Annotated in this window: 11 protein-coding genes; 8 read left to right on the top strand and 3 right to left on the bottom strand. The window is 45.0% G+C overall.

Annotated features, from left to right (window positions below; genetic code table 11):
• The first annotated feature begins 65 nt into the window (after window positions 1-65).
• From nifK to ACP2WE_RS13845, 5 genes are all read left to right on the top strand, one after another.
• A complete protein-coding gene (gene nifK / locus ACP2WE_RS13865) occupies window positions 66-1,604 on the top strand; it encodes a nitrogenase molybdenum-iron protein subunit beta (protein ID WP_425216139.1) in 1,539 nt (512 codons plus the stop codon).
• Window positions 1,605-1,753: 149 nt separating this feature from the next.
• Window positions 1,754-2,884 carry a homocitrate synthase gene (gene nifV, locus ACP2WE_RS13860; protein WP_425216138.1) on the top strand — a complete coding sequence of 377 codons (1,131 nt, stop codon included), beginning with the start codon at window positions 1,754-1,756 and terminating at the stop codon, window positions 2,882-2,884.
• Complete coding sequence (locus ACP2WE_RS13855; RefSeq protein WP_425216137.1) at window positions 2,874-3,131, top strand: nitrogen fixation protein NifZ; 258 nt, start codon at window positions 2,874-2,876, stop codon at window positions 3,129-3,131. Before nifV ends, ACP2WE_RS13855 begins: the two co-directional genes overlap by 11 nt.
• A 56-nt stretch (window positions 3,132-3,187) precedes the next feature.
• Window positions 3,188-3,391, top strand: coding sequence for a putative nitrogen fixation protein NifT (nifT, locus tag ACP2WE_RS13850; RefSeq protein WP_425216136.1), 204 nt, complete (start codon window positions 3,188-3,190; stop codon window positions 3,389-3,391).
• Window positions 3,392-3,696: 305 nt separating this feature from the next.
• Window positions 3,697-4,299, top strand: a complete 603-nt coding sequence (locus tag ACP2WE_RS13845; RefSeq protein WP_425216135.1) for a (2Fe-2S) ferredoxin domain-containing protein — start codon at window positions 3,697-3,699, stop codon at window positions 4,297-4,299.
• 16 nt (window positions 4,300-4,315) lie between these two features.
• Here the strand turns inward: ACP2WE_RS13845 and ACP2WE_RS13840 are convergent, their stop codons facing one another.
• Entirely contained in the window at window positions 4,316-5,956 is a 1,641-nt protein-coding gene (locus ACP2WE_RS13840; RefSeq protein WP_425216134.1) for a helix-turn-helix domain-containing protein, read from the bottom strand.
• Between the two features lie 418 nt (window positions 5,957-6,374).
• Here ACP2WE_RS13840 and ACP2WE_RS13835 point away from each other — a divergent pair, with 418 nt between their 5' ends.
• The 3 genes from ACP2WE_RS13835 to ACP2WE_RS13825 all read left to right on the top strand — a co-directional run bounded on the left by ACP2WE_RS13835 (window position 6,375) and on the right by ACP2WE_RS13825 (window position 11,361).
• The gene (locus ACP2WE_RS13835; protein WP_425216133.1) at window positions 6,375-6,653 is read left to right on the top strand and encodes a hypothetical protein; all 279 of its coding nucleotides are present in this window, start codon (window positions 6,375-6,377) and stop codon (window positions 6,651-6,653) included.
• Between the two features lie 120 nt (window positions 6,654-6,773).
• On the top strand, window positions 6,774-7,628 hold the full coding sequence (locus tag ACP2WE_RS13830; RefSeq protein ID WP_425216132.1) for an FkbM family methyltransferase: 855 nt from the start codon (window positions 6,774-6,776) through the stop codon (window positions 7,626-7,628).
• Between the two features lie 49 nt (window positions 7,629-7,677).
• A complete protein-coding gene (locus ACP2WE_RS13825; RefSeq protein ID WP_425216131.1) occupies window positions 7,678-11,361 on the top strand; it encodes an FkbM family methyltransferase in 3,684 nt (1,227 codons plus the stop codon).
• 17 nt (window positions 11,362-11,378) lie between these two features.
• Here ACP2WE_RS13825 and ACP2WE_RS13820 read toward each other — a convergent pair whose 3' ends face one another.
• Window positions 11,379-12,824 (bottom strand): cobyrinic acid a,c-diamide synthase CobB, encoded by a 1,446-nt coding sequence (locus tag ACP2WE_RS13820; RefSeq protein ID WP_425216130.1) that lies wholly within the window; start codon window positions 12,822-12,824, stop codon window positions 11,379-11,381.
• Between the two features lie 115 nt (window positions 12,825-12,939).
• Window positions 12,940-13,161: a hypothetical protein gene (locus tag ACP2WE_RS13815; RefSeq protein WP_425216129.1), complete on the bottom strand. Its 222-nt coding sequence runs from the start codon at window positions 13,159-13,161 to the stop codon at window positions 12,940-12,942.
• Window positions 13,162-13,321: the final 160 nt, after the last annotated feature.

Genomic DNA, 13,321 nt, shown 5'->3' with positions numbered 1-13,321 from the left:
TGAACCCCCATCCTCACCCAATTTTTTCACCCACATTGATTTTCACTGACATTGGAGACAAAGTCATGGCTCAGAATAACGTTAACGATATTAAAGATCACGCCCAGCTATTCCACCAACCCGAATATCAAGAGCTGTTTCAGGCAAAAAAAGAGTTTGAAGGCGGACATAGCCCTGAAGAAGTTGCAAAGATTGCGGAATGGACAAAGACTTGGGAATACCGCGAAAAGAATTTCTCGCGCGAAGCTCTCACCGTCAACCCTGCAAAGGCTTGCCAACCCCTAGGTGCAATTCTTGCCGCCGTTGGCTTTGAATCTACATTGCCATTTGTCCATGGTTCTCAAGGTTGTGTTGCCTATTTCCGCAGCCACTTTACCCGTCACTTTAAGGAACCTTTCTCTGCTGTATCTTCCTCAATGACCGAAGATGCTGCTGTATTTGGCGGACAGAACAATATGATTGATGGTTTGGCAACTTCCTTCAATCTCTATAAACCTAAAATGATTGCCGTCTGTACGACCTGTATGGCAGAGGTCATTGGTGATGACTTGCAAGCATTCATTACCAATGCCAAAATCGCTGGATCTGTGCCTCAGACTTTCCCCGTTCCCTATGCCCATACGCCTAGCTTTGTCGGTTCCCACATTACGGGTTACGACAATATGATGAAGGGAATTCTCTCGAACTTGACCGCAGGCAAGAAGCAGGAAACCACCAACGGCAAGATTAATTTCATCCCAGGTTTTGAGACCTACATTGGTAACCTGCGTGAAATCAAGCGTTATGCTACCTTGATGGATGTCAACTACACCTTGTTAGCCGACAACTCGGAATATCTAGATTCGCCTAACACGGGTGAATACAAGATGTACCCAGGTGGAACCAAGCTAGAAGATGCAGCGGATTCGATCAATGGCGAAGCCACGATCGCATTCCAATCCTACGCCACCACCAAAACTAGAGAATATATCGAAACTGAGTGGCAGCAAAAGACCTACGTGAGTCGTCCTGTGGGCATTCGCGGTACGGACGAATTCCTGATGAAGCTTTCGGCACTGACGGGCAAGCCCATTCCGAAGGAATTGGAAGAAGAGCGCGGTCGGGCAGTGGATGCACTGACGGATTCGCAGGCATGGTTGCATGGCAAGCGCATTGCCCTCTATGGCGATCCCGATCTAGTCATCGGTCTAGTCCAGTTCTTGTTAGAAGTCGGTGCAGAACCCGTTCATATTCTCGTCAGCAACACCAACGATAAATTTGAAGCCGAACTACGCGCTATCCTTGACGCTAGCCCCTTCGGTCAGAATGCTACGATCTGGGGCGGTAAGGATCTATGGCACTTGCGATCGCTCCTATTTACCGAGCCAGTCGATCTCTTGATCGGAAATTCCTACGGTAAGTACCTATGGCGCGATACCCATACCCCCTTGGTACGGATTGGTTATCCAATCTTCGATCGCCATCACCTGCACCGCTATGCTACCTATGGCTATCAAGGCGCGATCAACCTGCTCAACTGGATCGTGAATACGCTCCTAGATGAACTCGATCGCAACACGATTATTCCTTCAAAAACGGATATCTCCTACGACTTAATCCGTTAAATCTTCCTGTGGGAAAGACTAGAGAGATTACTCCACCCTAACCCTCCCCTTTGCAAGGGGAGGCAACTGGATTTCCTTGCTCCAGAGGTTTGAGTAGGAATTTTGAAAAGCGCAATCACAGCAGAAAGTACAGCAAGAGGAGGCAGATCATGCTTGACATTCAAATTAACGATACAACCCTAAGAGATGGCGAACAGGCTGCTGGGGTAGCGTTTAGCACTGAAGAGAAAATCGAAATCGCTAAATTCCTTGATGCCATCGGTGTCCAAGAACTAGAAATTGGTATTCCCGCCATGGGTGGCGCAGAAGCTGAAGCGATCGCTGCCATCAATAGACTGGAACTGAGCGCAAAATTACTAGGCTGGAATCGGGCAGTAATTGCCGATATTCAAGCTTCAATCGCTTGCGGACTCCAGCGTGTCCACATTTCTGTACCAGTTTCCGACGTTCAAATCGGTGTGAAGTTCAATGGGAGCCGTCAAGTCGTTTTAGATAAATTGAAAGAAAGCGTCACCTATGCGATCGAGTGCGGTCTGTATGTTTCTGTCGGTGGTGCCGATGCTTCTAGAGCTGATAGTGACTTTTTATTAGAAATCGCAACGTCTGCCGAGCAGTTGGGAGCCTCTCGCTTCCGATTCTGCGATACCGTGGGCATTCTCGATCCCTTTAACACCTATCGCAAGATCAAATTGCTCGTCGATGCCCTGTCAATTCCCGTTGAAATGCATACCCATAACGATTTAGGGCTGGCAACTGCCAATGCCCTCGCAGGTCTGCAAGCAGGGGCGCGATCGCTGAATACCACCGTCAATGGATTGGGCGAAAGGGCTGGTAATGCTGCCCTAGAGGAAGTCGTGATGGCGCTTAAGCAAATTCACAGCATCGATCTAGGCATTGACACCCGCCGCTTTTTGGAACTCTCTCAACTGGTTGCTTCTGCCTCGCGAAATCCCGTTCCGCCTTGGAAAGCGATCGTGGGACGCAATGCCTTTGCCCATGAGTCGGGCATCCATGCCGCAGGGGTACTCAAAAATCCCAGCAGCTACGAACCTTTTAGTCCCGATGAAGTTGGGGGCAAACGTCGCCTTGTGGCTGGCAAACACTCAGGTCGCCATTTAGTATCCAACTTGCTGCAACAGCAGGGAGTCGATCTTGCCAAAGAAAGATCAAAGGCGGTTTTAGATGCCGTGCGCCAGCAATCGATTCAGGTCAAGCGGGGTCTGACTGCTGAAGAACTGCTCCATCTCGTGCAATCAGGGAGAATTGCTCATGCTGTATAACGATGTCGAACTAGATAGTCCTCCTATCTTTGAAATTGGGGAAAAGGTAAGAGTCAAAAAACTCATTCGTAATGACGGTACATTCCCTGGTAAAGATATTGGCGAAACGCTCGCCAAAAAAGGGGATGTGGGTTATGTTGCCAGTATCGGCACGTTTTTACAGAGTTATTACATCTATGCCGTCCATTTCTTTCCGTCAGGCTATGTCATTGGTTGCCGTCAAAAAGAGCTAGAAGAAATAGTCTAATCCAACTGCGATAGAAGTCTTTAGCTACAATCTACAAACCATCAAGGAGAATATTTATGAAAGTCATGCTGCGTCGTAACACCATTGGGCATCTTGTGGTTTATGTAGCTAAAAAAGATTTAGAAGAGGAAGTTGTCAAAGAAGAAGAAACCACTGATGGTAAAGTTTTGACGCTAGCAAATGGCTGGGAACTTGCTTTCCCGACCTTAGAAGAACCGCTACGTTTACCACAAACGATAGAAGCAAAGCGAATTGCTTAGGACATTTCTCATTTCAAGATTACCCCACCCTAGCCCTCCCCTTGCAAAAGGGAGGGAATAAGATATTTCCAGTTTTCCCCCTACCCTACGGGAAGTCGCTTCGCGGCTAGTGCAAGGGGGAATTAAAGGGGGTAAGTCCGACTTGTGTTTACACCATGGTAATTTCTTTACTGGAAATCTCCTTAAAATCCCAACGTTGTCTGAGCGGAGGTCAGCCAACGTTATCAAACTGAGCTGAGGTTGATGCTGAGCTTATCGGTACAATATTTTCGAGCAAGTTCCTTAATGATGGAGTTCGTAAGCATATGACAAAAAATTGCCATATTACTCCTTTCCGTTTGGAAGGAAAATTTCTAGGACTGGTTTGGAAAGGTCGTAAACTCAAGTGTCTGCGTATGACTGTCGGCGAGGATGAACTGGAGATTGCCCTATCTAAACAAGCAAGGTCTTTGCTGTCAATGTCGATCAATACTAAAGGGAAACCGCTTTTAAGTCCTTGGGATCGCATTCAAGTACTTGGAAATGAAAAGTGCGATCGCCAGACTGGAGAACTGCAACGCAAAATTTACGACGTACTATGCTGCGGAGAAAGCCATTGCGAATCCATCCTAGTAACCTCTCTAGCCACTTCGGAAAGCCAAAGTTTTCAACCGACAAAACCACAGACAAAGCTCTTGGTCTGTCAAAAGTCGGGATGTAAAAAGAAAGGTGGACGCAAGCAGCATCAAGCTATTGAAAGCGCCTTGCGCGATCGCCAACTGTACGATCTTGTCAGCATTGAGGAAACTGGCTGCTTGGGAAGGTGCTCCATGGCTCCAAATGTTGTGCTCATGCCAGGGAAACACCGCTTGAGTGGTATGCCACCCCAAGCGATCGCCGATCTGATCGAAGCTCGCGAGTCCAAATGAATTTGCTATAGATTTTCTATAAACCTAGGGTTTGTTGAATTAAGACTTGGTCGTTCTTTTTGGCTTGAAAGCGTCCATTTTCGACATCGCGAATCCAGCTTTGGCTCTTGCCCAGTTTCTCTGCCAAGGTACGCTGACTAATTTGTTGTTTTTTGCGCATCATGGCAATCTGTTCGCCTGAGAGCATCACTGGCGTTCCTGCTTGGATTTTCTTGCCAGAATTCTTGGTATGCCGTTTGGGGATTTGGCTTTGCGATCGCTCGAATTTGCGTTTTTTCTTTGCCAGATCCGCAGGCTGTTCCCAGTCCGCCAACAGTTCGAAGGATAGAATTCGGGCATTCATAAGCATTTGCCACTTGCCGCGCGGGCCCGAGTCTGTGAGACGCAGATTGTTATTACCATCATTTGTCCAAAATTCTAAGGCTTCTTCGGCATCATCGGGCACATCTGCAAGTTTTGACCATAGCGGCTGAATTTCCACGGGATAGGAAACAGGATCGAATACGGGCTTGAGACCATAGCGATTTACCACCTCTAGGTCGCTCTCAAACATGCGTAGGAGTCGTTTTCTTTCTTCCCGTTGCGAAAGGGCTTGGTTGACGCGATCTTCGCCATAGGCAACCCGCATCAGGGTGACCACGGTAATTCGTTGTTGCTCTCCCATTCGGGTTTTAAATAGCAACCACAGCAGCATCCGCGCCGCACCTTCATGTTGCTGCCAGATGCTCATGATCGCGCCCAAAAGCGATTTTGGTAAATTGCTATATTGATAGAAAGCTTTTCCCGCTTGGCATCCCTTCTTATTGAGAAAATACTGCGACCAAATGCCTGCTCTCACTTTAAACGTTAGTCCCAGCAGGTGCTTGCATCCCTCTTCATCTTCATGAAAATGATGCACAATTTCTGATAAATGCCACAGAGGGCTTTCGAGCAGACAGAAGGCAGGGACTTTGCCCTGTTTGGGCCATTCGATTTGCGCTGTGATCCAACAGGGTTGTAGAGCAAGCATTTTAATCAGATTTAACTTGGTCGATTTGGTCAAATCTTTGCGCTTATCCAAACCCAGATACTCTTCAATTTGGCGATCGTTGATCGAAAACTCTTGCTCCCAAGGCTTATCTAACGCAGTGGCATAGGCGGCATAGATCAAGTGCATACAGGCAGCCCGAATGTCCAGCGTATCAGAGGCAAGAATAGTTTGTGCTTCTATGTGCGATCGCGGGTAGCTAAAATCCATGACATTGTTGAGCCGCAAAGCAATCTTGCCTTTCCCTTGACTCACCGCTCGTTCGTAAACTAGCGTACCCGTCTCATCCAATGCCCAAGGCAGCGATCGCCTCTGTGCTAGTAAGTTGCAGGCTTCCCAAATCACGATCGCCGAGCTAAAGGGCGTACTCACACCGTTAGCAAACAAACTCGGACTGGTCGTAAAGAAATTGTCGATCGCTTTTACTCTCCCTTTTTTTGCCTGTAACGGCAAAGGAGCGCCTGTCGGACATCCACTCACACACAGGGGTTCGGGAGCGTATCCTTCACAGTCATTACAGAGGGCGGGGTTAATCCAATAATGGCCCTGTTCGAGAGCGATCGCACCCGTGGGACAAACAGATAAGCAAGAGGAACAGCCAATGCAATCGCTAGATATTTTATATGCCATAGTTACAGCTCTATCGTGCTTTGAAGTTATTGACGCTAAACTTTCTGCTTCTGCCAATTTGCAGGAGCTAGGAACCAATAGGCAAGGAAATCATTACTATAGAGTTTTATACTTAGTAACTCATTGGTAATTCTGTTCAGATTGAGCATCTATGTAGACTTAATGGCATCTTAATAATTGCTTATTTTGCAATCAGTGTAAGACAGCCCATGCCCTTGCTTCATACATATTCTTATATTTTCAAGCTCATTCTGATTTAAACCTATCCTAAGTTTTGGGCTTAGCTCCTAATGCCATCATGGTATCAGTCTAGGGCGATCGCAGGGAACGATGACATAGCCCGATTTTGACGATTTGCCCTGAGATAATTTTCCTGCTTTCTGTAGCGCGTTTATGGGTATTGGGTAAAATTAGAGCTATGGCAAATACATTATTCGACAAAATTTTTCGCGATCGTAACGGACAAATTGTATTGGCTCAAATGCCAAATCTACCCCTGATTGTCTGGATTGTAGCTAGTTTACTCAAACTAATTTTTATCACAGGCAAAGTTAGTATAGGACTGGACGCATTGGCTTTTGGTGCCTTGTTTACTTGGGCTTGGGAGGAATTGTTCCAAGGCGTTAATTATTTTCGTAGGGCCTTAGGTGCGATTGTACTGATGGCAGCGATCGCCGCCAAAGTCCTGCCGTTATAGCGCTCCTTTTTACCCAATTCCCTCCCCTTCCCGTCATGGCTAAAGGTTAAGGTTAGACAACTGCTGCCCGTAAAGCCATTGTTTTAGACATGCCTCGTCCAATCAGCTATCCATAAAAGCATGAAAACCTATATCCGAGATTACAAGTGGGGCAAAATCATCCTACTAAATTATGACTTAATTAGCGACATCATTAATTTCTATGGTGAATGGGCTGACTTAGAGGTTTCTCTCTTTGCGTCAATTCTAGAACTAGGCGATGAGGTAATTGAAGTAGGATGCAACCTTGGTATGCATACAATTCCTCTCTGTAAATTTGTTGGTATCACGGGTAAGGTGATTGGTTTTGAAGCCCAAAGAGTACTCCACCAAGTCCTATGTGGCAATATGGCAATTAATAATATTACCAATGCCTACCTCTATAACTATGCAATCGGAGAGATGGATAGTCACATCTATATTCCATCTCTTAATTATGAGACACAAGGTAATTATGGTGCATTGTCTTTGGGAAACTATATTTCAGGAGAAAAGATTGACTTGAGAATGCTGGACTCCATTGAAGCGATCGCCGATCTTACTAAGCTCAGGCTAATCAAGATTGATGTTGAAGGAATGGAAGCTGAAGTGATTCAAGGTGCCAAGACAATAATTTCGAAATTTAGACCCATCCTATTTGTTGAAAACAATCAAAGCGAGAAAGGCGAAAATTTGATTCAATTAATCAGCAGTCTTGATTATTCCTGCTATTGGTTTTGTGCTAGAGGCTATAACCCCAATAATTACAACCATATTGAATTAGATGTTCTAAATGGCGGAGGAGATCATAATATGCTCTGTATTCCTAACGAGCATAATAAGAATCCTAGTTTTCTACAAAAAGTTAGTAGCTTCAATGAACTTCTAGAGGGGAGAGTTCCTTGGGTAGAAGCGGTCGATCCAAGTTGGTATCAACCTGCTCAAATGTATGTTTAAATCTTGCGGTCAGTACATATTTTAGCCAAAATTATCCATAACTATAGGTATGAAAACATATATCAAAGATTGTAAGTGGGGCAAGATCTTACTGCTTCGCTACGATTTCATTAGCGATTTTGTCAATTGCTACGGAGAATGGGCTGATTTGGAAGTTTCCCTGTTTTCATCCATTCTGGAAGTTGGTGATAACGTCATCGAAGTGGGCTGTAACATGGGGACGCATACAATTCCCCTGTGTCAGTTTGTTGGCGAGACGGGTAAGGCGATCGGGTTTGAACCGCAAAGAGTTCTCTATCAGATGCTATGTGGCAATGTAGCAATGAATAACCTCACAAATGCCTATCTCTATAATTATGCCATTGGGGATGCAAATGATGAGATTTATGTTCCATCTCAAGACTATGGTGCTAAAAGTAATTATGGCGGATTGTCTTTGGGAAGTTATGCTTTTGGGGAAAAAATTCCCTTAAAAACGCTTGATTCGCTAGAAATAATCAGTAACCTCTCTAAGCTGAAGCTGATTAAAATCGATGTCGAAGGAATGAAAGCTAATGTCATCCAAGGCGCAAAAAATCTAATCTCGAAATTTAGACCCTTTCTATTTGTTGAGAACGATCGCAAAGAGAAAGGCAATGCCTTAATTGATTTACTGCACGATTTGGAATATGACTGCTACTGGTTCTGCACGCGACGGTTTAACCCTAACAACTTCAATCGGACAACTATAGACATCACACAAGGGATTGGAGATTATAATATGCTTTGCATTCCTAGAGAGCAGAGCCAACGCCCGAATTTCTTGCAAAAGGTTAAGGATTTCAACGAGCTTGTTGAGGGAAAGGTGTATTGGGTCGAAGCAGTAGATCCAAACTGGTATAAGTCTTCTTCTCAGGTAAATTTAAAGGATTCTATAAATGATGATTTCCAAGAGAATACTGCGATTCGCGAGGAATTTAGTCGGAGCATAGAGTTTTACCAACAGGCGATCGCCACCAACCCAGACCTCAAGTCAAATTACTGGCATCTCGGACTGGCGTTACTGTTGCAAGGGGAGGAAGAGGAGGCTCAGATGACATGGCTATCTGCTGTCACGGACATGTCGCCCGATCGATTAGAGTCTGCACTGATAGAACTTACTGAAATCTTAGAGACTGAAGCACAAAACCGTGAAGCGATCGCTGATTTTGAGGCAGTTTGGCTAATCCGTCAGCATATTCGCGAAAATAGACCTGAAGATTTAAATAACCTCCTAAAATTAATTTTAGCTTCTATCGAAATAGAGCAGTTCATCCCAGATAGCGACATCCATCTAGAACAGGCGATCGAACTACTTACCTGCGAACCATTAATTTGTTCTGAGCTGAATCCTCCTACGCTCCTCTCCACAACGCTGAAAAAGCTGAAAGAATTCGCCTCAAACCACGAATCTAGCGATCTCGAAGCCAAAGAATTCATTCAGACATGGATTGATGAATTTACGAATGCTTGTGTTTTTTACTACCAATCTTTACAAGCTGAGCATCCCGATCTTGCTCTCTATCCCTATTCGTTAGGAAATATCTATGCTGAGATCGAACAAACTGATGAAGCGATCGCTGCTTATAGCCAAGCCCTAGGGCTAAATTCTAACTATGCAGAGGCTCATTTTTGTTTGGGTAATATGGAATTGCGGCAAGGGAATGACGATCGCGCGATTGCACAATACCAGCGATCGATCGCGATTCAACCTAACTTTGCGAAACCCTATGTAAATTTGGCATATATCTTAGAAAGGCGCTCGCAACTCGAACCAGCGATCGTCCATTTGCGCCAAGCAATTCAAATCGATCCGAATTTTGCCGAAGCATATGGAAATTTAGGCGTGCTTTTAAGAAAGTCTGGTAGGGTCGAAGAAGCGATCTCGGAATATCGACAAGCGCTGAGCATTAAGCCGAACGACGTCTTAACCTACGCAAATCTTGGTGATGCTTTGGTCTCTCTAGAGAGGCTAAACGAGGCAATTCCCTACTACCAATCTGTGACTTCCCTTCAGCCCGATCGATCTGAGGCTCATTACGAACTCGGCAATATCTTTTTTCGGCAAGATCGATTAGATCGGGCGATCGAGAGCTATCTTGCCGCAATTAAGCGCAATCCTAAATTTGTCGCTGCTTACAATAATTTGCTCTCGATCTTGATAAAAAAAACCGATCTAGGCGAACCATTCTATGAATTATGGCGACAAATAACAGAACAATATGCCAGTCTATGCGCGCAACTCCGTCTGCAAAGCGATCGCAAAGAATCTATCCAAGAGTGGATTTCTCCCTTAACGAAAGTAATTCGAAGCAATCTCGTATCAGGCAATCATCAGGTTGCATTGGATAAATTTCTCGCGCTTGAAACCGAATTCTATCAGAGTCCTGAGAATCTAACACAGGCAGATATTATAAATCTATATGGCGAACTTTTGTTCTTTGTCTTATTCCTGAGAGACGATCGTGCGGCGAATACAAGATTTTTTCGAAAGGCTGGCGAACTCTATGTAAATCGCGTACTCAATCCCGCTCAGGATCTTTCTCTAGTTCAATTATGCTCAAACAGGCTTCCAGAAACCAGAAACCAGAGAAAATTGAAAATAGGCATCCTTTCGCGGAGTTTTCGCCGCCATGCTACGGCTTGGTGTTGTGGCAATTTTATCGAAGAATTATCGAAACTAACACCCTATCTCTATCTCTATGACACAGGCAAATATAGAGATGACGATCTCACCGCTAAATTTGAGCAAATTGCTGCGAAATACTATCGCACTCCAACTAACAACCCAGATGAAATTGGGAAACTCGTGACGGCAGAACTGCTTAAAGATGAAGTCGATATCATGGTCGAACTTGATTCGATGATGAATACCGTCCATGCGGAAATTCTCAATTATCATCCTGCACCTATTTGCGTCTCTTGGCCAGGGCTAGAAGCGCCATTCCTGTCTGAACGCAACTATTTTCTCTGCGATCGCCATCTTATCCCCCAAGAATGCGATCGCCATTATCTAGAGCAGATGCTCAGAATGCCTGATTCCTATTTGGCAGTTACAGACTTAAAGCACGATCCGATCGATCGCGATTTTGCGAGGCGATCGCTTGGCATTGAACCCGAGCAAATCGTTTATTTATCGATTACAGCAGGGCACAAGTTTAATCGACCCGTTGCAAAGGCAGCAGTGCAAATTTTACGTCAAGTTCCCAATAGCGTACTTTTATGTAAAGGAAAAGGGGATGCTGAATTAATCCGAGGCGTTTATCAGCAGGAATGCGATCTGCAAGGAGTAGCAAGCGATCGGATTAAGTTTTTGCCCCCACGTGCCAAAACGGAAGAAGCCCATCGCTCAACTTATCTACTTGCTGATATTTTACTCGATTCTCATCCTTACAATAGTTGCACCCATAGCCTAGAAGCGATGTGGCTAGATTTACCCATTGTTACACTTGTGGGCGACCAATTTTTTGCCAGATTTGGCTACTCATTTTTGCAAACGCTCAACATTCAGGCAGGAATTGCTTGGACTTGGGAAGAATATGTCGAATGGGCGGTAAAATTGGGTTTGGATCGCGAACTGAGAAGTTCAATTCAATTGCATTTAGCAAAGTCTAAGCAGCCTGAAAGTCTTTCTCCTTTATGGAATCCCAAAAAGTTCGCCGAAGATATGTACGCTATCTTTGAGGATCTACACTCTCGTACAACCCATTCATGAAATGGAAAGCATCTTCATCAAATGGAGCGATCGCGGTCAGAATCCTTATAAGAACAGCAGGCATTGACAAGTCTGGCAGGAATTGTCGGGTTACCGCCCCAATGTAAATGGATATAGGTAGCAAGTAGGTGAGCATTCCCCCATCCTTCTGAGCCGACATTTGCACCTGTGTAATTGGTGAGGTCAAAAAGCGGCTCAGGCGTGGGGCTTGTTTGCACAGAGCGGTGAAACTCATGCCCCCAGATAGGTGCATCCAAGGTCAGCCAAGGATGCTGTGGAGAGATTTGGTTTGAGGGATTTAGATCTAATGGATTCAGATCTAAGGAATGCTTTAACGTACAGTGTCGATAGCCGAGCGTCAACTTTTGCGTCATCGCTGTCTTAGTTGGGAGTACGCCTACCATCTCAAAGTTTTGCCCAGAAAAGTCAGCGATCGCTTCGCTGAGATACATCAGACCACCGCATTCTGCATAAATCGGCATCTTTAAGTTGGCACAGTGTCTAACAAAGGCGATCGCAGCTTGATTTTCTGATAATTCCTTGGCGAATATTTCTGGAAAGCCACCACCAAAATATAGCCCCTGCACGGATTCAGATGGTTGGTTGTCTGAAAGCGGACTCCAGTAAATCAGTTCTGCCCCTAACTCTTGGAGCATATCTAAATTATCGGTATAATAGAAGTTAAAAGCGCGATCGCGTGCTACAGCAATCTTGATCTTCGTTTCGCTTGAAATTTTTCCTGTGGGGGAATTAGGAGGATTCCTATGGATTCGTTTAGCGCTTATTAAAGGCTTCAGTTTCTGCCAGTCTAGACAACGCTTTCCTAGATCGGCAAGTTGAGCGCTAATCTCATTAAAATTCCCAACTTCCTCTGTGGGAACCAGACCAAGATGGCGATCGCTGAGCGTAATTCCTTCCGATCGCGGAATCACACCAAGAATAGGAATTCCCAAAGGCGAGATCGCTTCGGTCAAGATTTCACGGTGGCGATCGCTGCCGACGCGATTTAAAATTACGCCTGCCAGATTTAGGTCGGGGTCAAAGTTTTGATAGCCATAGATCGTTGCGGCAAGCGATCGCGACATGCGGCTGCAATCCACTACGAGAATTACAGAAATAGATTCCCCCGTGCGATCGAGTAGTTTGGCAATATGGGCGGTACTGGCGAACTCATCACTACCCGCACCATCAAATAGACCCATCACACCTTCGATTACAGCACCATCAACGCTAGTGGTATGTTTCTTAAAGCAGTCACGCACATAATCAGGGGAAGTCAGCACAGGATCGAGATTGCGGCAAGGTCTCCCCGTAATCGCCGTATGGAACATGGGGTCGATGTAATCTGGCCCAACCTTAAAAGACTGAATTGCCATCCCCCATTCCCTTAAAGCTGACAAAATTGCCAGTGTTACTGTTGTTTTGCCAACACCGCTATGTGTACCCGCTAAAGCGATCGCCATTTATATTGATTTCCTTTAGAGAACCCACTTCATTAAGTGATTTTCCACTAGTTTAGATAGTCTGAGTATAAGTCCAGAAACTCTTTGTCCATTTTTTCTACCTATTGCTATCCCATCAGAGATCTGGTGCGACTCTTTTTTCAACTAGATCTTCTTGATAACGGATAAATAGATTTCCCGAAACATAGACATTCTCTTGTTTCTCAAACCACAGCCTTAATGCTTCCGTCGTATAGCTAAGATTGCGCCGTTGTTTGTCGCCTTCGGGCATTGGCTCAAAGTCCTCATCAGGCAGTTCTATCTTTGAAGTTAGCTTGTGATTACCCGAAATTGTCATAACGGCATTCCAAGTCAGATCTATATAAAGATTAACATAGGGAGCATCTCAATTAGGTAATAAGTAGAAATACTTAGCAAAGCAGAGTGGGATAATCGATCAAAGTTAAGCCCTATAAAACAATGAGTCCAGAAGACAAAGAAAGACTAGAAGCCTGTAC

It is taken from the genome of Tumidithrix helvetica PCC 7403, from assembly GCF_965232925.1.
Taxonomy (GTDB): Bacteria; Cyanobacteriota; Cyanobacteriia; order Pseudanabaenales; family Pseudanabaenaceae; genus Tumidithrix; species Tumidithrix helvetica.
The sequence above is the reverse complement of the archived record's forward strand: the minus strand, read 5'-3'. Positions and strand labels throughout refer to the sequence as shown.